Origin of the sequence: Agromyces sp. NPDC056523 (assembly GCF_042794545.1) — a bacterium.
In the GTDB taxonomy this organism is placed as follows: domain Bacteria; phylum Actinomycetota; class Actinomycetes; order Actinomycetales; family Microbacteriaceae; genus Agromyces.
This window is the reverse complement of sequence record NZ_JBHTTM010000004.1, coordinates 213,993-234,752: the sequence shown is the minus strand read 5'-3', so window position 1 is coordinate 234,752 and position 20,760 is coordinate 213,993. Positions and strand designations below refer to the sequence as shown.

The 20,760-nt window shown below is 70.0% G+C and carries 18 protein-coding genes; 11 read left to right on the top strand and 7 right to left on the bottom strand.

Features of this window, described 5'->3' with window-relative positions; genetic code table 11:
• Positions 1 to 16 precede the first annotated feature (16 nt).
• Positions 17 to 1,516: an ABC transporter permease gene (locus ACFQ58_RS14500; protein ID WP_376951860.1), complete on the bottom strand. Its 1,500-nt coding sequence runs from the start codon at positions 1,514 to 1,516 to the stop codon at positions 17 to 19.
• A 205-nt stretch (positions 1,517 to 1,721) separates the two neighbouring features.
• On the opposite strand from ACFQ58_RS14500, the gene ACFQ58_RS14495 reads away from it, so the two are divergent.
• Positions 1,722 to 2,471: a response regulator transcription factor gene (locus ACFQ58_RS14495; protein ID WP_376951859.1), complete on the top strand. Its 750-nt coding sequence runs from the start codon at positions 1,722 to 1,724 to the stop codon at positions 2,469 to 2,471.
• Complete coding sequence (locus tag ACFQ58_RS14490) at positions 2,468 to 4,117, top strand: sensor histidine kinase (RefSeq protein ID WP_376951858.1); 1,650 nt, start codon at positions 2,468 to 2,470, stop codon at positions 4,115 to 4,117. The genes ACFQ58_RS14495 and ACFQ58_RS14490 overlap by 4 nt, the downstream gene beginning before the upstream one ends.
• A gap of 118 nt (positions 4,118 to 4,235) precedes the next feature.
• On the opposite strand, the gene ACFQ58_RS14485 is transcribed toward ACFQ58_RS14490, so the two are convergent.
• A complete protein-coding gene (locus tag ACFQ58_RS14485) occupies positions 4,236 to 4,676 on the bottom strand; it encodes a MarR family winged helix-turn-helix transcriptional regulator (RefSeq protein WP_376951857.1) in 441 nt (146 codons plus the stop codon).
• Positions 4,677 to 4,686: 10 nt separating this feature from the next.
• Complete coding sequence (locus tag ACFQ58_RS14480; RefSeq protein WP_376952031.1) at positions 4,687 to 6,402, bottom strand: MDR family MFS transporter; 1,716 nt, start codon at positions 6,400 to 6,402, stop codon at positions 4,687 to 4,689.
• 427 nt (positions 6,403 to 6,829) lie between these two features.
• Here ACFQ58_RS14480 and rplJ point away from each other — a divergent pair, with 427 nt between their 5' ends.
• Together rplJ and rplL are read left to right on the top strand one after the other, a co-directional pair.
• The gene (gene rplJ, locus ACFQ58_RS14475) at positions 6,830 to 7,345 is read left to right on the top strand and encodes a 50S ribosomal protein L10 (protein ID WP_376951856.1); all 516 of its coding nucleotides are present in this window, start codon (positions 6,830 to 6,832) and stop codon (positions 7,343 to 7,345) included.
• 50 nt (positions 7,346 to 7,395) lie between these two features.
• Positions 7,396 to 7,785, top strand: coding sequence for a 50S ribosomal protein L7/L12 (gene rplL / locus ACFQ58_RS14470; RefSeq protein WP_376951855.1), 390 nt, complete (start codon positions 7,396 to 7,398; stop codon positions 7,783 to 7,785).
• Between the two features lie 118 nt (positions 7,786 to 7,903).
• On the opposite strand, the gene ACFQ58_RS14465 is transcribed toward rplL, so the two are convergent.
• Together ACFQ58_RS14465 and ACFQ58_RS14460 are read right to left on the bottom strand one after the other, a co-directional pair.
• Positions 7,904 to 8,524, bottom strand: coding sequence for a peptidoglycan-binding protein (locus ACFQ58_RS14465; RefSeq protein WP_376951854.1), 621 nt, complete (start codon positions 8,522 to 8,524; stop codon positions 7,904 to 7,906).
• A gap of 133 nt (positions 8,525 to 8,657) precedes the next feature.
• A complete protein-coding gene (locus tag ACFQ58_RS14460) occupies positions 8,658 to 9,680 on the bottom strand; it encodes a LacI family DNA-binding transcriptional regulator (RefSeq protein ID WP_376951853.1) in 1,023 nt (340 codons plus the stop codon).
• A 264-nt stretch (positions 9,681 to 9,944) separates the two neighbouring features.
• Between ACFQ58_RS14460 and ACFQ58_RS14455 the strand changes: the two genes are divergently transcribed.
• The 4 genes from ACFQ58_RS14455 to ACFQ58_RS14440 all read left to right on the top strand — a co-directional run bounded on the left by ACFQ58_RS14455 (position 9,945) and on the right by ACFQ58_RS14440 (position 15,488).
• Positions 9,945 to 11,303, top strand: a complete 1,359-nt coding sequence (locus ACFQ58_RS14455; protein WP_376951852.1) for an ABC transporter substrate-binding protein — start codon at positions 9,945 to 9,947, stop codon at positions 11,301 to 11,303.
• 114 nt (positions 11,304 to 11,417) lie between these two features.
• Positions 11,418 to 12,386 (top strand): carbohydrate ABC transporter permease, encoded by a 969-nt coding sequence (locus tag ACFQ58_RS14450; RefSeq protein ID WP_376951851.1) that lies wholly within the window; start codon positions 11,418 to 11,420, stop codon positions 12,384 to 12,386.
• Positions 12,383 to 13,375 (top strand): carbohydrate ABC transporter permease, encoded by a 993-nt coding sequence (locus ACFQ58_RS14445; RefSeq protein ID WP_376951850.1) that lies wholly within the window; start codon positions 12,383 to 12,385, stop codon positions 13,373 to 13,375. Before ACFQ58_RS14450 ends, ACFQ58_RS14445 begins: the two co-directional genes overlap by 4 nt.
• Positions 13,376 to 13,526: 151 nt before the next feature.
• Entirely contained in the window at positions 13,527 to 15,488 is a 1,962-nt protein-coding gene (locus ACFQ58_RS14440) for an ABC transporter ATP-binding protein (RefSeq protein WP_376951849.1), read from the top strand.
• Between the two features lie 22 nt (positions 15,489 to 15,510).
• Here ACFQ58_RS14440 and ACFQ58_RS14435 read toward each other — a convergent pair whose 3' ends face one another.
• Together ACFQ58_RS14435 and ACFQ58_RS14430 are read right to left on the bottom strand one after the other, a co-directional pair.
• Positions 15,511 to 16,248 (bottom strand): DUF305 domain-containing protein, encoded by a 738-nt coding sequence (locus ACFQ58_RS14435; RefSeq protein ID WP_376951848.1) that lies wholly within the window; start codon positions 16,246 to 16,248, stop codon positions 15,511 to 15,513.
• Complete coding sequence (locus ACFQ58_RS14430; protein WP_376951847.1) at positions 16,245 to 16,916, bottom strand: DUF3105 domain-containing protein; 672 nt, start codon at positions 16,914 to 16,916, stop codon at positions 16,245 to 16,247. The genes ACFQ58_RS14435 and ACFQ58_RS14430 overlap by 4 nt, the downstream gene beginning before the upstream one ends.
• 247 nt (positions 16,917 to 17,163) lie before the next feature.
• Between ACFQ58_RS14430 and ACFQ58_RS14425 the strand changes: the two genes are divergently transcribed.
• The 3 genes from ACFQ58_RS14425 (at position 17,164) to ACFQ58_RS14415 (ending at position 20,718) form a co-directional block, all read left to right on the top strand.
• Positions 17,164 to 18,537, top strand: a complete 1,374-nt coding sequence (locus tag ACFQ58_RS14425; RefSeq protein WP_376951846.1) for a cystathionine beta-synthase — start codon at positions 17,164 to 17,166, stop codon at positions 18,535 to 18,537.
• Positions 18,538 to 18,639: 102 nt separating this feature from the next.
• Positions 18,640 to 19,800: a cystathionine gamma-synthase gene (locus tag ACFQ58_RS14420; RefSeq protein WP_376951845.1), complete on the top strand. Its 1,161-nt coding sequence runs from the start codon at positions 18,640 to 18,642 to the stop codon at positions 19,798 to 19,800.
• 84 nt (positions 19,801 to 19,884) lie between these two features.
• Positions 19,885 to 20,718, top strand: coding sequence for a slipin family protein (locus ACFQ58_RS14415; protein WP_376951844.1), 834 nt, complete (start codon positions 19,885 to 19,887; stop codon positions 20,716 to 20,718).
• The last annotated feature ends 42 nt before the right edge of the window (positions 20,719 to 20,760 follow it).

The following is a 20,760-nucleotide window of genomic DNA, read 5'->3' as shown; positions in this document are numbered from 1 at the left end:
GATGCCGCGGCATCCGTCATGCGACGCTGCGCAGCGCCTCGGCGGGGCGGAGCAGGCTGGCCCGCCATCCGCCGATCGCACCGGCGAGCAGGCCGCCGAGCACCGCGAGGCCGACGGCGATCGCGACGACCGAGAGAGTGACGGGGGCCGTGAGCACGACCTCGCTCGAGGCCTGCGCGGCGTCGAACGGGTTGCCACCGCCCGCGAAGCCGCCGCCCATCGGGCCGGCCGCCGCCACCTGGGGCGTGGACGTCGTGGCGAGGGTGGGCGCGATCGCGTTCACGATCGCGATGCCCGCGAAGCCGAGCACGAGTCCCGCCGCGCCGCCGATGAGGCCCTGCACGAGCGACTCGCCCGTGACCTGGCCGACGATGCGCCGGTTGGACCATCCGATCGCCTTGAGCGTCCCGAACTCGCGCGTGCGGCGCGTCACGCCCTGGATGGTGAAGAGGATGGCGATGAGGAACGCCGCCGCGAGCACCGCGACCGAGAGCCACAGGCCGAGGCTCGCGATGAGCTGGCTCGCGCTGCCGAGGGAGCCCGAGACCGACGCCGCGAGCTCCTCCTGCGTGCTCACCTGCTGGTCGGGCAGGGCCGCCTCGAGGTCGGACTTCACGCTCGAGATGAGCTCGGCCGACTCGGCCTGCACGGCGATGTCGGAGACCTGGCCGTCGAGGCCCGAGAGCTCCTGCGCGACGTCGAGCGGGATGTACGCGTCCGACGCGGTCGAGGCGTCCGCCGACGTGGAGGCGACGGTGCCGACGACCTCGAACTCGGCGCCGCCGAGGTCGATCGTGTCGCCGACCGCGATGCCCTCGCTCGTCGCGTAGGCCTCGTCGAGGACCACGACCTCCTCGCCGGTGTCGTCGGCGTCGAGGCCGCGGCCGTCGACGAGCTCGACCGCGCTGAGGGGCCCGACCGCGTCGGCGGCCGGGTCGACGCCCGTCACGCTGGTGCTCGCGACGTCGAACGCACCACCGCCGAAGCTGCGGGTGCCGCCCTCGCCCGGTGCGGGCATCGTGGCGTCGCCCTGGCTGCCGTCGGCGCCGTCGGTGCCGTCGGTGCCGTCGGTCGGCGGGGCGGGCAGCTCGCCGTCGAAGGTGACGTTGGTGAGGCTGAGGGTCGCGGATGCCGCGGCGACGCCGTCGACGTCCTGCACGGTGTCGAGCGCCGAGGCGTCGAAGGTCGCCGAGCCGGGGCCCGCGGTCAGGCGCGAGTTGCTCAGCTCGGTCGTCGACCCGTCCGCTCCGGTCGCACCGTCGTCCTGGCCGAACTCGAACCGCACGCCGCCGCCGGGTCCCTCGCCTTCGCCGGGTGCGGCGGGCTCCTGCGACACGGTCAGGTCGGTGCCGACGCCGTAGACGGATTCGAGCACGGCGGCCTGCGCGTCGCGCACACCCGCCGAGACGGCGTTCACGATCATGACGAGCGCGATCGCGAGCGCCATGCCCACCGCGATGATCGCGGTCTGCCTGCGACGCCCGGCGAGCTCGCGCCGGAGGTAGGTGAAGAACATGTGGGGTCCTCGGTGTCTCGGGGCACCCACCGGACGATGGGCTCGAGGGGGACGCTAGGAACGGCGACTGTGCCCGTCCGATGCCGGACCTATGTCTCCGATATGAGCGGTCCGCGCCGGCCGTCGCGGTCGTCATTGACGGATCACAGGCGGCATCCGCCCGGCCCATAGGAAACCCACAGGGCAGTGCGCATACTCGGAAGACATGACGAGTCTTCCCGCACCCGGAACCGTGCAGCGACCGCAGATCGCCAAGGCCGACGGCAGCGCCGTGCGAGTGCTCGTCGTCGACGACGAGCACTCGCTGACCGACCTGCTCAAGATGGCCCTGCGCTATGAGGGCTGGGAGGTCCGGACCGCGTCCGACGGCTTCGGCGCCGTCCGGGTCGCACGCGAGTTCCGACCCGACGCGATCGTGCTCGACATCATGCTGCCCGACATCGACGGGCTCGAGGTGCTGCAGCGCGTGCGCGCCGACGGTACCGAGACCCCGGTGCTCTTCCTCACGGCGAAGGACTCGCTCGACGACCGCATCGCCGGGCTCACCGCGGGCGGCGACGACTACGTCACCAAGCCGTTCAGCCTCGAGGAGGTCGTGGCGCGCCTGCGGGGACTCATCCGTCGCTCGACCCTCACCCTCGCGCAGGCGAAGGATCCCGTGTTGCGCGTCGGCGACCTCTCGCTCGACGAGGACTCGTACGAGGTCGAGCGCGACGGCGCGCCCATCGAGCTCACCGCGACCGAGTTCGAGCTGCTGCGGTTCCTCATGCGGAACCCGCGACGCGTGCTGTCGAAGGCGCAGATCCTCGATCGCGTCTGGAACTACGACTTCGGCGGCAAGGAGTCGGTCGTCGAGCTCTACATCTCCTACCTGCGCAAGAAGATCGACGCCGGCCGCGCGCCGATGATCCACACCGTGCGCGGCGCGGGCTACATGCTCAAGGCGGCCGGATGACGCGGCCCGGCGACCCGGGGCACGCCGCCGCCGCGCGACAGGCCGTCGCCGACGCGCGGGCTGCCGACGCACGTGGCATCGAGGCGCCCGTTGGCGACCCTGCCGCGCCGGTGTCCGGCGACGCTGCCGGCACTCCGGAAGCAGCCGCATCGGTCGCCGCCGGCGGCGCATCGACGACGGATGCCGCACCCCGCCGCGGCGCGCCGAAGACCCTGCGCCGACGACTGCTGATGCTCATCGCGTCGCTCGTGGTGCTCGTGAGCGCGGTCGTGGGACTCGTGAGCGTCGCGGCGCTGCACAACCAGCTCATCGGGCGGCTCGACGCCCAGCTCCAGCAGGCCGTCGAGCGCGCCGCGCGGGTGGTCGACGACCCGGGTGGTCCACTGCCCATCCCGCCGGAGGGTGCCGAGGCGCTTCTCCGGATACCCGGCCAGCCGCTCGGCGCGATCGCCGCGTTCGTCACTGATCGTGCGGTGCTGTACTCCGGCACGATCGATCGCGAGGGCCAGATCGGGAAGCTGTCGGACGAGGCGGGCGAGGCCATCGCCGCGATCCCGACCGACCGCCAGCCCGTGACCGTCGAGCTCGACGAGCTGGGGGAGTACCGTGCCATCGCCGCGCCGACGAACGGCGGGTACTCGTACGTGGTCGCCTTCCCCCTCGCCGAGGTCAACGCCGTGACGACGCAACTCGCGATCACTGTCGCGATCGTCGCGCTCGCCGGCCTTGCCGGCGCGCTCCTGCTCGGGGCGGTGACGGTGCGGCGCGCGCTGCAACCGCTCGACCAGGTGACCGACACGGCGACGCTCGTGTCCGAGTTGCCCCTTGCGCGCGGCGACGTCGAACTGCCCGATCAGGTGCCCGTCGAGGACGAGCGGACCGAGGTGGGTCGCCTGGGCACCGCGTTCAACCGCATGCTCGGGCACGTGTCATCCGCCCTCTCGGCCCGCGAGCAGTCTGAGCGCAAGGTGCGCCGGTTCGTTGCCGATGCGAGCCACGAGCTGCGCACCCCGCTCGCCTCGATCCGCGGCTACGCCGAGCTCACGCGCCTCCACGGCGGCGATCTGCCACCCGACGTGGCGCACGCGGTCGGCCGCATCGAGTCGGAGTCGCTGCGGATGACGGAGCTCGTCGAGGACCTGCTGCTGCTCGCGCGGCTCGACGAGGGTCGCGAGCTGCGGCGCGACCGGGTCGACGTGCGGCAGCTCGTCGTCGACGCCGTGGGCGACGCGCAGGTCGCGGCGCCCGATCACGACTGGCGCGTGGCGGTGCCCGACGGTTCCGTCGAGATCATGGGAGACGAGTCGCGCCTGCGCCAAGTGCTCGCGAACCTCCTGGCCAACGCCCGCGTGCACACGCCCGAGGGCACGAAGGTCGTCGTGCGCCTCCAGCAGGTCGTGCCGACGGATGGCTCGGGCCGCCGCGTGCGGATCAGCGTGACTGACGACGGACCCGGCATCGATCCCGCGGTCCGCACCACGCTCTTCGAGCGGTTCGCCCGTGGCGACGCGTCGCGGTCGCGCCGCGCCGGGAGCACCGGCCTCGGACTCGCGATCGTGCGGGCGGTCGTCGCGGCGCACCGCGGCGAGGTCTCGGTCGAGAGCGAGCCCGGACGCACGGAGTTCGCGGTCGAACTGCCCGCCTGAGCCGCGCACAGGCCGACGAGTGCATGCCGAACGCACCGTGTACGCGCGCCTGCGGTGCATCTGGCATGCACTCGTCGGGGCGCGAGGCGACCGCCCGCGCTGAGAGCGCGGCGGACCACTACGCCTCGGCGAGCACTCGGAGCATCTCGGCGAACGTGCGCAGCTCATCCACCGAGCGCGGCTCGAGCGCCGCACGGACCCGCGCCTGGTTGGCCGCCCGCACGGCAAGAACTCGCTCGACCGCGGTCGGCGTCGCGCTGAGCGCACGCAGGCGTCCGTCGCGCTCGTCGGGCCGGCTCTCGACGAGGCCGGCCTCTTCGAGCACGCGGATCTGCCGGCTCACGACGCTCTTGTCCATGTCGAGCACGTCGGCGAGGACATGTGCATTCGTCGAGCCGAGGCGCACGATCGTGGCGAGCACCTTGTACGCGGCGGGCTGGAGGCCCGGCTGAACCTGGTCGGCGGCTTCCTTCCAGACCAGCCGGGCCCGGTTGAACACCACGCCGAGCTGCTCCTCGACGAGCGCGACGGCCTCGTCGACGGCGGGTTCGGCGGTCATGGCGCTCATGCTATCGGGCGCTCCGTGCGCCGGCGGTCTGCTCGGCAGGCACCTCGACGGAGCCGGTCGCCGGGTCGTGCACGAGGCCGACCGGGCGCAGGGCGACGGATGCCGCCGCGGCGTCGATCGCCGCATCCTCCGCATCCTCGAGCTCGCGGACGTGCTCGACCTGACGGTCCCCGCGGCCGGTCGCCGCGTCCTGCGTCTCGGACTTCGCCCGCTGGATCGCGTTCTGCGTGCCCAGGCTGATGTTCGGGAGGAACGCGACGGCGATGAGGGTCACGATCGCGAGCGGCACGGCGGCGAGGAACACGGCGCCGACGCCCGTGCCGTAGGCCGACTCGACGATCACGCGCAGGAACTCGGGCAGCTGGCTGATCTGCGGGATGGTGCCGCCGCCGAGCGCTTGCGCAGCCTGGAGCTGCTGCTCGGGCTCGAGCCCTCCGATGCCCTCCTTGATGGAGTCGGCCACGACGGTGCCGAGGATCGAGCCCATCACCGCGACGCCGACGGTGCCGCCGAGGCTGCGGAAGAATGTGACCGCACTCGTGGCGACGCCGAGGTTCTTCACCTCGGTCGTGTTCTGCACGACGAGCACGAGGTTCTGCATGAGCATGCCGACGCCGGCGCCGAGCACGAACATCGAGATGCCCACGTACCAGAACGGCGTGTCGTAGTGCAGGCGCGAGAGCAGGATGCTGCCGGCGATCATGAGCACGGCGCCGGTGACCATGAAGCCCTTCCACGTGCCGCGGCGGCTGACGAGCGCGCCGATGACGGTGGAGGAGATGAGCACGCCGGCCATCATCGGGATGGTCAGCAGGCCGGACTCGGTGGGGGTCGCTCCACGCGCAAGCTGCATGTACTGGCTGAGGAACACCGCCGTGCCGAACATCGCGACGCCGACCGAGATCGACGCGATCACCGAGAGCGTGAAGGTGCGGTTGCGGAAGAGGCCGAGGGGGATGACCGGCTCGCTCACGCGCAGCTCGACGACGATCGCGATCACGAGGAGCAGTGCGGCGGCGCCGACCATGAGCAGGCTCGGCACCGACAACCACTCGAAGTCCGTGCCGGCGAACGTCACCCAGAGCAGCAGCAGCGAGACGCCGGCCGAGATGAGGACGATGCCCGCGTAGTCGATCGAGACCTTCGTCTTCGGACGGGTCGGCAGGTGCAGCGTGCGCTGGAGCAGGATGAGCGCCACGACGGCGATCGGCAGGCCCACGAAGAAGTTCCAGCGCCAGCCGAGGCCGTCGGTGATGACGCCGCCGAGCAGCGGGCCGCCGACCGTCGCGACGGCCATGACGGCGCCGAACAGGCCGGCGTACTTGCCGCGCTCGCGCGGGCTGATGATGTCGGCCATCACGATCTGGCTGAGGGCGGCGAGGCCGCCGGCGCCGATGCCCTGGAAGACGCGCATGGTGATGAGGGTGCCGGGGTCCTGCGAGAAGCCGGCGACCGCCGATGCGACCACGAAGATGACGAGGGCGAGCTGGAGCAGGAACTTGCGGTTGAAGAGGTCGGCGAGCTTGCCCCAGATGGGCGTCGACACGGTGGTGGCGAGCAGCGTCGCGGTGACGACCCAGGTGAAGGCGGACTGGTCGCCCTCGAGGTCGGAGATGATCAGCGGCAGCGAGGTGCCGACGACGGTCGAGGCGAGCATCGACACGAACATGCCGAGCAGCAGGCCCGACAGGGCCGTGAGCACCTCGCGGTGCGTCATCCCGTTGTCGGAGAGCGCGCCGGACGGCGCCGGCGAGGCGGTTGCACGGGTGCGCGAGGGGTTGGACATTGAGCTCCTGAAATCGTTGACAAGCGTCAACTATAGGTAACTCATGGACAATGGTCAACTATTCCCGGATGGACCGGATCGCCCTGCGCGCGTCGGCGCTGCCCGATTTGGCGGCGTCCGAGCCATCCGCTACCCTTGACGGAGCCGAAGACCGCTGGTCGTCGCGCCCACAGCAATGCGGGCCGACCGAAGCTCTGCGAATGCAGGGGCCCGCGCAGGTGTGACGAAGACTTCCGGATCGAATCCGGCCGAGCTCCGCGCGTCTGCGCCGGAGCTCTTTCCATTTCCCCGAACGTTGCCAGCGCTCCGAGGCCGTGCACCGCCACCGCGATGCACGTTGAACACACAAGGAGTGGCCATGGCGAACAAGGAAGCCGCGGTTGCCGAGCTCACGGAGAAGTTCCAGGGCTCGACCGCCGTTCTGCTGACCGAATACCGCGGCCTCACTGTTGCGAAGCTCAAGGAGCTGCGCAAGTCCATCAGTGGGGACGCGAGCTACGCCGTGGTGAAGAACACGCTGACCAAGATCGCGGCGAACAACGCCGGGATCACCGCCTTCGACGACGAGCTCAAGGGCCCGTCGGCGATCGCGTTCGTGCACGGCGACCCGGTCGCCGTCGCGAAGTCGCTGCGTGACTTCACCAAGGCGAACCCCCTCCTCGTGGTCAAGGGCGGCTACTTCGATGGCAAGCCCCTGACCGCCGAAGAGGTAGGCAAGCTCGCCGACCTCGAGTCCCGCGAAGTGCTCCTGGCGAAGCTCGCCGGTGCCTTCAAGGCCTCGCTGTTCGGAGCCGCATATCTGTTCAACGCACCGCTGTCGAAGGCCGTCCGTACGGTCGACGCGCTGCGTGAGAAGCAGGAGTCCGCTGCGTAGGCGCGAGCCTCTCAAGCGGTGAGTAACGAGAAATCCAAGGAGAAGAAAAAATGGCGAAGCTGTCCACTGAGGAGCTGCTCGAGCAGTTCAAGGGCCTGACCCTCATCGAGCTCTCGGAGTTCGTGAAGGCATTCGAGGAGACCTTCGAGGTCACCGCTGCTGCCCCCGTCGCGGTTGCCGCTCCGGCTGCCGGCGGCGCCGGCGCTGCTGCTGAAGAGGTCGAGGAGAAGGACTCCTTCGACGTCGTCCTCGAGGCTGCCGGCGACAAGAAGATCCAGGTCATCAAGGTCGTCCGCGAGCTCACCTCGCTCGGCCTCGGCGAGGCCAAGGCCGTCGTCGACGGTGCTCCCAAGGCCGTGCTCGAGGGCGCGAACAAGGAGACCGCCGAGAAGGCCAAGGCTGCCCTCGAGGAGGCCGGCGCGACCGTCACCCTCAAGTAATCCGGCGCGCTCGCTCGAGCGCACCAGCTTGAGGTGACCTGCGTCACCTGAACACACGGATGCCCCGTGCCGATTCGCTCGGCACGGGGCATCCGTCGTCTCGGCGCCGTCTGGTGCCTCAGTCGTGCTCGCTCCTCACGAGGAGGTAGGCGAGGCCGGCGTACGTGTTCGGACCGGGGACGCCGTCGATCGGCCCGGTGTACCCGCCGCGCTGCGCGATGCGCTGCAGCGACTTCCACGTGTTCGGTCCCGGCACGCCGTCGATGGGGCCCGCGTACCCGGTGCCCGCGAGCACGAACTGCACGCCCTTCCACGAGTTGTTCCCGAGCTCGCCGTCGTACGGGCCGAAGTAGCCGCCGATGCGGGCGAGCACCTGGAGCGCCCGGTAGGTGTCCTCTCCGGGGTACCCGTCGACGGGTCCCGCATAGCCGAAGCCGGCGAGCACGGTCTGCACGCCCTTCCACGCCTCTGGCCGCATGGCGCCGTCGTTGGGGCCGGTGTACCCGCCCTTGGCGGCGAGCCGCTCGAGCGCATCCCAGGTCGGCGGGTCCGGGTAGCCGTCGACGTGGCCCGCATAGCGGTAGCCCTTGCCGGTCTGCTGGAGCGCCTTCCAGGTGTTCGGGCCGGGTACGCCGTCGTTCGGGCCCCTGTAGCCGCCCGCGCGGGAGATCCGTTGCAGGATGAGTCCCTGCTCGTGGGTGATCGCCGCGGTGGTCGCGGCAGCGGATTCGGTGGTCATGATGCCCTCCTCTGTCGAATGAAGGGCTGCGTGCGTCTGAGGGTTCCGCAGCCGCCCATGCGGACGCTACGACCGCGTCGCAGGCGCTGCCACCGGGCTGACCCTGAGGACGGCGGACCGGACCGAGACGCCCTCAGCGGGGCGCGCTGGTCGTCGCCCGGACGACCAGCCGGGTCGGCAGCGGCGCGCCCGAATCGGGAAGCGGCTCGGCCGTGGCGTCGTCGAGCAGCAGCGCCATGACCACGTCGACCGCGGCCCGCCCCTGCTCGCCCGGATACTGCTCGACGGTCGTGAGCTCGAACATCTCGGCGTACTCGTGCCCGTCCACGCCCATGACCGACAGGTCGCCGGGCACGTCGAGCCCGAGCTTCTCCGCCGCGCGGATGGTGCCGATCGCCATCTCGTCGGAGGACGCGAAGACCGCCGTCGGGCGGGCGCCGGGGTGGCCGAGCAGCTGGAGCGCACCGGTGTAGCCGCCGGGAAGGCTCATCTCGGCCTCGAGGACATGGGGTCCCGCGTCGTCGAGGACTCCGGCGGCCGCGAGCGCGTCGAGATGGCCCTGGCGCCGCTGACCCTGAACGCTCAGGGGTCGTTCGGCCGCGCCGAGGCCCGCGAGATGCGCGATTCGCTCATGCCCGAGGTGCAGCAGGTGCTCGGTCGCGAGCTGGCCGACCGCGCGGTCGTCCACCGACAGTCGTGCGTCGGCGCCCCCGCTGCCGCCGAGCGCGACGAGGGGCTTCTCGCGTCGCTCGAGCGCGGCGACCTCGTGCTCGTCGAGGTCGACGCCGATCGCGATGACGGCGTCGACGCGCTTGCGGGCCAGGAAGAACTCGAAGACCCGGGTGCGCTGCGGGCCGTGCTCGGAGAGGTTGTAGAGCGTGAGGTCGTACCCGGCGGAGAGGAGCGCACGTTCCACGCCTTCGAGCACCTCGCCGAAGAACCAGCGGTTCACGAAGGGGATGATCACCCCGATGTTCTTCGTGCGTCCGGTCACGAGGCTCGCGGCATCGGGTGATGCGATGTAGCCGATCTCCCTCGCGGCGGCCTCGACCTTCCGCCGTGTCTCGTCGGCCACGTAGCCGCCGCCGGAGAGGGCTCGGGATGCGGTGGCCTTGGAGACTCCCGCCAGACGGGCGACGTCGCCGATGGCCGCCATCGCCGCCTCCCTCCGTCGGGCTGCTCCGTTGCAGAGTGTAGTGCTCGGAGGAGCGATGTGGAACCGGTTCCCGATCCGGACTCGTATCCGAGAGCACTGCCGGTTTCCCCAGGTGGGAGCGCTCTCGCACCGCAGGGCTGCCGATGCGCGACGGAGGCCGAACCGTGACCCTCGGAACCTTGTGAGGAATCGCCTCGGTGTCCTAGCGTGGTCGCTGGAACCGGTTCCCGGTTCCGCCCTGCACCAACTCAACGAGGAGATGACATGAGACTCACACGGCATCGCCGTTGGGCGGTCCCCATCGTGGCGGCCGCAGCGGTCGGCCTGACGCTCACGGCGTGCACCGGCGACATCGCGGAGGAGGACGCGGGCGACGTCGACTGCGCCGACTACGAGGAGTACGGCACGTTCGACGGCGCCGAGGTCACGGTCGCGGGCACCATCCTCGACCTCGAGGCAGACCGCCTCGTCGAGTCGTGGTCCGACTTCGAGAGCTGCACCGGCATCTCGGTCGACTACCAGGGCTCGAGCGAGTTCGAGGCGCAGATCGCAGTCCTCGCCGAGGGTGGCAACGCCCCCGACGTCGGCATCGTCCCGCAGCCCGGCCTGCTCAAGCGGCTCGCCGACGGCGGATGGCTCATCCCGGCATCCGACGGCGTCGTCGCGAACATCGACGAGTTCTGGGACCCGATCTGGAAGGAGTACGCCACCGTCGACGACACGGTGTGGGCCGCCCCGCTCATGGCGAGCGTCAAGGGATGGGTCTGGTACTCACCAGCCGAGTTCGAGGAGAAGGGCTACGAGATCCCGCAGACCCTCGACGAGGTGAAGGAACTGTCCGACACCATCGCAGCCGAAGGCGACCACAAGCCGTGGTGCGTGGGCCTCGAGTCCGGTGATGCCACCGGCTGGCCCGGCACCGACTGGATCGAGGACTACATGATCCGCCTGCACGGCGCCGACGTGTACGACCAGTGGGTCACGCACGGCATTCCGTTCAACGACCCGCAGGTGGCCGAGGCGTTCGACGCGGTCGGCGAGTACCTGAAGAGCGACGACATGGTCAACGGCGGCATCGGCGACGTCTCCACGCTGGTCACCGAGGCGTTCCAGACCGCCGGCCTGCCGATCCTCGACGGCGAGTGCTCGCTGCACCACCAGGCCTCGTTCTACGAGACCTTCTGGAACCCCGAGGGCGGCGACGAGAACACCGTCGCGTCCGACGGCACGGTGTTCGGCTTCCTGCTCCCGCCGGCGACGGCAGGCGACCCGCTCTCGGTCACCGGTGGTGGCGAGTTCCCCGTCGCCTTCCGCGACGCGGAGGAGGTCGAGGCGTTCCGCACCTACCTGTCGAGCGACCTCTGGGCGAACAACCGGGTGAGCCTCGGCGGCGTCGTGAGCGCGAACAAGGGGCTCGACCCCGAGAACGCGTCCAGCGAGCTGCTCGTGCAGGCCGTCGAGATCCTGCAGGATCCCGAGACCACATTCCGGTTCGACGGATCCGACCTGATGCCCGGCGCCGTCGGTGCCGACTCCTTCTGGAAGGGCATCGTGGCCTGGGTCGGCGGCGAGAGCACCGAGCAGGTCCTCGACACCGTCGAGGCGAGCTGGCCGGCGAGCTAGCCGCCCGCGCGCCGTACGCTTGGCTCGCCCAGCGCACGGCATGATCGAGGGGCGGGGTTTCACAGCCCCGCCCCTCGGCACCCCCAGTTTCAGCGACGATCCCGGGAGGCACCCATGACTACGGCCGATCTGCTCGGCAAACTCCTTCAGGTGGTGATGGGCCTCGCGATCCTCGCGGCGGTCGTCGGCCTCCTCATCTTCTTCATCGACAAGGCGCCGAAGAAGGGCCGGGACTACTGGCAGCTCGCCGGCTTCCTGCTCCCCGCCATGCTGTTCGTGGTCATCGGACTCGTGATCCCGGCGATCCGGACCAGCCTCCTCGCGTTCCAGGACGGCAGCGGGAACTGGACGTGGGACAACTTCGTCTGGACGTTCACGCAGCCCACCGCCATCCGCGTCCTCATCAACACCGTCATCTGGGTGCTGATCGTGCCGACGTTCGCGACGATCATCGGACTCGCCTACGCGGTCTTCATCGACCGCTCGCGCGGAGAGAAGTACTACAAGGTCGTGCTGTTCATGCCGATCGCGATCTCGTTCGTGGGCGCCGGCGTCATCTGGCGCTTCGTGTACGAGTACCGGTCGGGCGACCGCGAGCAGATCGGCCTGCTCAACGCCATCGTCGTCGCGTTCGGCGGCGAGCCGGTGCAATGGATGCAGACGGACCCGATCAACACGTTCCTGCTCATCGTCGTCATGATCTGGATCCAGACCGGGTTCGCGATGGTCCTCTTGAGCGCGGCGATCAAGGGCGTCCCGACCGAGCAGATCGAGGCCGCCCAGCTCGACGGCACCAATGCCTGGCAGCGGTTCCTGAACGTCACCGTCCCCGGCATTCGGGGCGCCCTCGTGGTCGTGGTCACGACGATCTCGATCGCCACGCTGAAGGTCTTCGACATCGTCCGCACGATGACCGCCGGAAACTTCAACACGAGCACCATCGCGAACGAGATGTACACGCAGGCGTTCCGGGCGAGCGAGGTCGGGCGCGGATCCGCGCTCGCGCTGATCCTGTTCATCCTGGTCCTGCCCATCGTCGTCTACAACGTCAACGTCCTGAGGAAGCAGAGGGAGATCCGATGAGCAGCGTCGCACCCGCCGATCTTCCGGTCGGCAAGGACCTCGGCTCGATCGAGGCGGCCGAACAGGCCGAGTACGGCGAGCCGAAGGCGGCCCGGGTCAAGAAGCGACTCACGTCGCGCACGGCGACGATCGCCTCGCTCATCATCGCCGTCCTGTGGACCATCCCGACGTTCGGCCTGTTCCTGTCGTCGTTCCGGCCGGCCGAGCTGATCCGGACGACCGGGTGGTGGACCTTCTTCGCGAACCCCGGTCTCACGCTCGACAACTACCGCGACGTGCTCCTCTCGACGTCGTCGTCGTCGCCGCAGCTCGGGGCGTACATCGTGAACTCGATCGCCATCGCGCTGCTCGGCACGCTCATCACCCTGGTGTTCGCGTCGATGGCGGCCTACGCCTTCGCGTGGATCAAGTTCAAGTGGGTGAACTGGCTGTTCATCTTCGTGTTCGCGCTCCAGATCGTGCCGCTGCAGATGGCGTTGGTGCCGTTGCTGCAGACGTTCTCGACCTGGCTGCGACCGATGCAGGCGTGGCTGCACGACGTGGTCCCGATCATCCCCGAGCAGAACTACGCCCCGGTGTGGCTCGCGCACGCGATGTTCGGCCTGCCGCTGGCCATCTTCCTGCTGCACAACTTCATCGCCGAGATCCCGAACGACGTCATCGAGGCGGCCCGGGTCGACGGCGCGACGCACGGCCAGATCTTCGGTCGGATCGTGCTGCCGCTCGCCACGCCCGCGCTCGCGTCGTTCGCGATCTTCCAGTTCATCTGGGTGTGGAACGACCTGCTGGTCGCCCTGATCTTCTCGGGCGGCACGCAAGACGTGGCGCCACTCACCCAACGATTGGCCGAGTTGGTCGGCACGAGAGGCCAGGACTGGCAGCTCCTGACCGCCTCGGCGTTCATCTCGATCGTCATCCCGCTCATCGTGTTCTTCGCACTGCAGCGCTACTTCGTACGTGGCCTGCTTGCGGGCGCGACGAAGGGCTGACGGCGGGCGGATGCCGCGGCATCCGCATCGGGGGCGGATGTCGCCAGGCATCCGCCCCTTCGCATCGCCTCCCGCGACGCCGTCGGCGAACATCCCACGTTCGAGGCGCCCCCGCGGCGGCCGTGCCGGAGGCGCCGCTTAGGGTGAATCCATGAGCATGCACGGTGGCGGAGTGCCCCCGGGCGCCCGGGCGGGCGGGGGTGCCCCAGGTCGCGGCGGCGGGGTCAGCCGGCGGATCTCCAGCGCCGACGAAGCGGCCCAGCGCGCCGAGAACGCCGAGGCGCCGAAGATCCCGCACCTCCTGCGTCGGATCGCCGAGCTGTTCCGGCCGCATCGCGCCCCGCTCGCGGTGGTCGTCGTCCTGGTCCTGCTCGGGGCGGCGCTCAGCGTCATCCCGCCGCTGCTCACGCAGCGCGCCTTCGACGATGCGCTGTTCCCGACCGACGCCTCGGGCGACGTCGGCGCACCCGACCTGACCGCGCTCGTCTGGATCGTGGGCGCGATGATCGGCGTCTACGTGTTCTCGGCGCTGCTCGGCGTGTGGCAGACCTTCCTCACCGCGACGATCGGCAACAAGGTCATGGGCGCCATGCGGGTGCGCCTCTTCAGCCACCTGCAGTCGATGGAGCTCAGCTTCTTCACGCGCACGAAGACGGGCATCATCCAGTCGCGCCTGCAGAACGACGTCGGCGGCGTGGCATCCGTGCTCACCAACACGGTCTCGAGCGTGCTCGGCAACACGGTCACGGTCATCTCGGCGTTCGTGGCGATGCTGCTGCTCAACTGGCAGCTCACGCTCATCGCGCTCGTGCTCATGCCGTTCATGGTCATCGCCCAGCGGCGCGTCGGCCAGGTGCGCGCCCGCATCGCGGCGAAGACGCAGGAGTCCCTGTCCGAGATGACGGCGATCACGCAGGAGACGCTGTCGGTCAGCGGCATCCTCCTCTCCAAGAGCTTCACCCGGCAGAAGAGCGAGATCGACCGCTACGCCGACGAGAACGGCAACCAGATCCAGCTGCAGGTGCGCCAGCAGATGTCGGGTCAGTGGTTCTTCGCGATGGTCTCCATCTTCATGTCGTCGATTCCGGCGATCGTCTACCTGGTCTCCGGATGGCTCATCACGGGCGGCGTCTCCGACATCACGGCCGGCACGATCGTCGCGTTCACGACCGTGCAGGCGCGACTGCTCTTCCCGCTCATGGGGCTCATGCGCGTCGCGCTCGACCTGCAGACCTCGAGCGCGCTGTTCGCCCGCATCTTCGAGTACCTCGACCTCACGCCCGCGATCACCGATCGTCCCGGCGCGAGCGAGGTGCCGATGGGCACGGATGTCGCGGGCGGGCCGCGTCTCGGCAGCGTCGAGTTCGACCACGTCTCGTTCCGGTACCCCGACGCCGACGACGACGGGCGGCCCACGCTCGACGACGTGTCGTTCACGATCGAGCCCGGCCAGTACGCGGCCTTCGTCGGACCGAGCGGGGCGGGCAAGACGACCGTGTCGTACCTCGTCCCGCGGCTGTACGAGGCGTCGAGCGGATCCATCCGCTTCGCGGGCATCGACGTGCGCGACCTGTCGCAGGAGTCGCTCATGTCGCACATCGGCATCGTCAGCCAGGAGACCTACCTCTTCCACGCGACCATCGCCGAGAACCTGCGGTACGCCAAGCCCGATGCCACCGACGCCGAGCTCGAGGCTGCGGCGCGTGCCGCCAACATCCACGAGACCATCGCGTCGTTCCCCGAGGGCTACGAGACCGTCGTCGGCGAACGCGGCTACCGGCTCTCGGGGGGTGAGAAGCAGCGCATCGCCATCGCGCGCGTGCTGCTCAAGGACCCGGCGGTGCTGGTGCTCGACGAGGCGACGAGTGCGCTCGACACGATCAGCGAGCGCGTGGTGCAGGCGGCGCTCGACGACGCGTCGCGCGGGCGCACGACCATCGCGATCGCGCACCGGCTCTCGACGGTGGTCGCGGCCGACGTCATCTTCGTGATCGTCGCCGGCCGGATCGCCGAGCGCGGCACGCACGCCGAGCTCATCGAGGTGGGCGGCGTCTACGCGTCGCTCTACCGCCAGCAGGCCGAGCGACCCGAGGTCGCCGCGCCGCGGGCGTAGCGCGCCGCGGCGCTGCGCCGCGCTACGAGCGCTCGGCGAGCATGTCCTCCATGAGCGCGATCTCGGACTCCTGGCTGGCGACGATCGCCTCGGCGAGCGACACGACCACGGGGTAGTCCGAGCGTGCGAGCACGGCCTCGGCCATCTCGACCGCGCCCTGGTGGTGCGCGATCATGAGCTCGAGGAACATGCGCTCGGCTTCGACGCCCTCGAGGGACTCGAGCTCCTCGATCTGCTCGGGCGTCGCGAGGCCCGGCATGGGCCCGCCGGGCTCGTGCGTCGCGGCGGCGTCGTTCGCACCGTCGCCGTGACCGCCGTGGGTCTCGCCGTCGTCGGCGGGCTGCGTCATCCACGTCATCGCCGGCTCGGCGCCGAACTGGGGCAGCCCCCACTCGGCCAGCCAGGCGTACATCTGGCCCGACTGCTGGGCTTGCGTGGTCGCGATGTCGTAGGCGAGCAGGCGGGTCGCGTCGTCGTCGGTCGCGTCGCGGATGATCATCGCGAGCTCGACGCCCTGCTGGTGATGCACCTGCATGTCGCGGGCGAACCCGGCCTCGGCGCTCGTGGTCGAGGGCGTGGGCTCGCCGAGCGTCGAGAGCCGCCCGACCGAGAACGCGACCGCGGCCACCACGACGAGCGCGACGGCAGCCGCGAGCACGACGGCCCACCGGCCGAGGCCGCGATGGGGGCGATCGTCGCTCGACGCCGCATCCGCCGCCTCGGCGCCGACCTCAGGGGGAGTGTCGGACCGGTCGGTCACGACACCTTGCCGGGGCCGTCGATCGCGCCGGTGCAGGATGCGCCGGGCTCGGGCACGTCCTGGCTGACCCAGTACTCCTCGAGGAATTCGGCGATGCGCGGGTCGTCGGCCTCGTCGACCTGGAGCTGCGAGTTCCAGCCGCTCAGCACGATCGGCGAGGGCAGGCCGTCGAACGGCGAGAGGATCACGTACGTCGAGGGCAGCTTCGAGCGGAGGGTCGAGAGCTCGTCCTCGGACAGCGCGTCGGCGTCGTAGGTGACCCAGACGGCGCCGTGCTCCATCGAGTGCACGGCGTTCTCGTTCGGCACCGGCTCCTCGTAGATGCCGCAGTTCAGCCATGCCGGGTTGTGCTGGCCGCCGGCGGGCGGCGTTTCCGGGTAGTCGACGACGCCTTCGACGTGCTCGGACGTGTTCTCGAAGGTCTCGACGCCCTCGACCTCGGCGCCGGACCCGCCGGCGCTGTAGGTCGCCGGGCGCGGAGTCAGCACGACGGAGGTGACGATGAGCGCGACGATCGCCACGCCGACGGCGACCGAGCTCCAGATCGCGATGCGGCGGTTGCGCTTCATGCGCGCCTCGCGCTTCTTGAACTCCTCGAGCTTGCGTTCGCGCTCGATGGCACGCTGCTGCTTGACGGTGGGCTTCTTGCCGGTCGGGGTCGCGCTCACGCGTGGGCCTTCCTCGTGCGGTGGGAGTCGTCTGAGTATACGAACGCATGCGCTGGGAGAACACCGGGCGGCATGCGCCATCCGCCCCGGGTTCCAGCCTGCCATGCGACATCCCTCATGCCCTAGGCTTGCGGCGTGAGCTTCTCGCCTCGGTGTTGTCGTCGCTAGGCAGGCGACCCCTTCCCTGCGTCGCGCGCCGTTCCGGGCGCCGCTCCGACGCACTCCACCAGAGGATGAACACACCGGCATGAAGTACGCACAGAACATCACCGAACTCGTCGGCGACACTCCGCTCGTCAAGCTCAACCGCGTGACGCAGGGGGTGACGGATGCCACGGTGCTGGTGAAGCTCGAGTACTTCAACCCCGGCGGCTCCGCCAAGGACCGCATCGCAGGGCGCATCATCGACGCCGCCGAGCGCGAGGGCAAGCTCAAGCCGGGCGGCACGATCGTGGAGCCCACCTCTGGCAACACGGGCGTCGGCCTCGCGCTCGTCGCGCAGCAGCGCGGCTACAAGTGCATTTTCGTCTGCCCCGACAAGGTCAGCGAAGACAAGCGCAACGTGCTGACCGCGTACGGCGCCGAGGTCGTCGTGACGCCGACCGCCGTCGCACCCGACAGCCCCGAGTCGTACTACGGCGTCTCCGATCGGCTCGCGCGAGAGATCCCGGGCGCGTTCAAGCCCGACCAGTACTCCAACCCCAACGGCCCACGGTCGCACTACGAGACGACCGGCCCCGAGATCTGGCGCGACACCGACGGCACCGTGACGCACTTCGTCGCCGGCGTCGGCACGGGCGGCACCATCACGGGCACGGGTCGGTACCTGCGCGAGGTGTCCGAGGATCGGGTGCGGATCATCGGCGCCGACCCGGAGGGCTCGGTGTACTCGGGCGGCACCGGGCGGCCGTACTTCGTCGAGGGCGTCGGCGAGGACTTCTGGCCGAGCGCGTACGACCCGAGCGTGCCGCACGAGATCATCGCCGTGTCCGATGCGAAGTCGATCGAGATGACGCGGCGGCTCGCGCGCGAGGAGGGCATCCTCGTGGGCGGCTCGAGCGGCATGGCGGTGGTCGCGGCGCTCGAGGCGGCATCCCGCCCCGAGGTCACCGCCGACGACGTGTTCGTGGTGCTGCTGCCCGACTCCGGCCGCGGCTACCTCGGCAAGATCTTCAACGACAAGTGGCTGCGCGCGTACGGCTTCGGCAACGCGCCCGCCGGCCACACGATCCGCGACATCCTCGACGCCAAGGCCGATCGCACCGCCCCGCTCGTGTACGTGCACCCGAACGACACCGTGCGCGAGGCGATCGACCGGATGACCGAGAGCGGCGTCTCGCAGCTCGTCGTCCTCTCGGCCGAGCCGCCGGTCGTGCTCGGCGAGGTCGTCGGCGCGCTGCACGAGGAGGGACTGCTCGAGCAGGTGTTCTCGGGCCGCGCGAAGCTGACCGACGAGGTGTCGACCGTGGTCGGCGATCCGCTGCCGCTCATCGGCGTGAACGAGCCCGTCGTGGCCGCGCGCCAGGCGTTCGGCGGGGCGCCCGCGATGCTCGTCACCGACGGCGGCAAGGCGCTCGGCGTCATCACCCGCGCCGACCTGCTCGCCTACCTCTCCTCCTGACATGCCCGTTTCAGGAACTCGGAGGCTCGTCAGGACGCGATCGCCGATTCCGTCCTGATTCCCTTCCGTCTTCCTGAATCCCGAAGTAGAACGGACCACCTCATGAACAGCGACGCCGGATTCGACACGCGCGCGGTCCACGCCGGGCAGGACGCCGACCCGACCACGGGCGACGTCATCCCGCCCATCCACGTGACCTCGACCTATGCCCAGGACGGCATCGGCGGGCTGCGCAACGGGTACGAGTACTCGCGCGGCGGCAACCCGACGCGCACCGCGCTCGAGACCCAGCTCGCCGCGCTCGAGGGCGGCATCCGCGGCCTGTCGTTCGCATCGGGGCTCGCCGCCGAGGACGCGCTGCTCCGCACGGTGCTGCAGCCCGGCGACCACGTCGTCATCGCCAACGACGTGTACGGCGGCACGCACCGCCTGATCCGCCGCATCTTCGGCGACTGGGGCGTGCGGCACACCACGGTCGACACGAGCGACCTCGACGCGGTCCGCCGGGCGATCGAACTGGGCACCACGAAGGTGCTGTGGGTCGAGACGCCCTCCAACCCCCTGATGAAGATCTCGGATGTCGCGGCGCTGGCCGAGCTCGGCGACGAGGCCGGCGTGCTCGTCGTCGTCGACAACACCTTCGCGAGCCCGGCGCTGCAGCAGCCGATCGCTCTCGGCGGGCACGTGGTCGTGCACTCGACGACGAAGTACCTCGGCGGGCACTCCGACGTGGTCGGCGGCGCGCTCGTGTTCGCGGCGGGCCAGGAGGAGCTCGCCGAGCGCGTCGGGTTCACGCAGTTCGCGGCGGGCGCGGTGTCGTCGCCGTTCGACGCGTTCCTCACCACCCGTGGCATCAAGACCCTCGGCATCCGGATGCAGCGGCACAGCGAGAACGCGATGGCGATCGCGGAGCGGCTCTCCGAGCACGCGGGCATTGCGCGCGTGCTCTATCCGGGGCTCGAGTCGCACCCCGGCCACGAGCTCGCGGCGCGGCAGATGTCGGGCTTCGGCGGCATGGTGTCGATCGACCTCGCCGGCGGCGGCGACGCCGCCCGGCGCTTCGCGGAGTCGACCGAGCTGTTCACGCTCGCCGAGTCGCTCGGCGGGGTCGAGTCGCTCGTGAACTACCCGGCCGAGATGACGCACGCGTCGGTGAAGGGCACCGAGGCCGAGGTGCCCGAGTCGATCGTGCGCCTGTCGGTCGGCATCGAGGATGTCGCGGACCTGCTCGCCGATATCGACCGGGCGCTCGGCCGGCTGTAGCCTCGCGGACGGCGCACCATCCTGCGGTGGGACAATTGAGCTGACGGCGCGCGGCACGTCACCGGCGCCGAGGAGATGAGCTCCATGGTCTGGCTCTGGATCACCCTGATCGTGCTCGGCATCGTCGCGATCGTGCTGCTGTTCATGTCGATGAAGATCGTGAAGCAGTACGAGCGGGGCGTGGTCCTGCGATTCGGCCGGCTGCATGGCGTGCGCGAGCCGGGCATCCGCTTCATCATCCCCATCGTCGACGTCATGACGAAGGTATCGCTACGGATCGTGACGCTGCCCATCCAGTCGCAGGGCATCATCACGAAGGACAACGTGAGCGTCGGCGTCTCGGCGGTCGCCTACTACCGGGTCGTCGACGCGGTGAAGTCGGTGATCGCGATCGAGAACGTGAAGTCGGCGATCGACCAGATCGCGCAGACGACGCTGCGCAAGGTGATCGGCCAGCACCACCTCGACGAGGCGCTGTCCGACACCGCGATGCTCAACGCCAACATCCGCGAGATCCTCGACGTGACGACCGTGGAGTGGGGCGTCGAGGTGACCCTCGTCGAGCTGAAGGACATCCTGCTGCCCGATTCCATGAAGCGCGCGATGGCCAAGCAGGCCGAAGCCGAGCGCGAGAAGCGCGCGAAGATCATCGCCGCCGAGGGCGAGGCGCTCGCCGCGACCCAGCTCGGCGTCGCGTCCGACACCATGATGTCGCATCCGCTCGCCCTGCAGCTGCGCACCCTGCAGACCCTCGTCGAGGTGGGCGTCGACAAGAACACGCTCGTCGTGGTGCCGGCGCCGCTGATGAGCTCGATCGGCGAGCTGGCGAACTTCCTCGACCGAGAGTCGGCGATCGCTGAAGTGCGGCGCTCGACGACGCCGTCGCAGTCGCCCACGCCGGGACTGGCAGGATCTTGAGGAAGGCTGTCTATCCTGCCATCGCGCCGCGTCGGTGGCGTG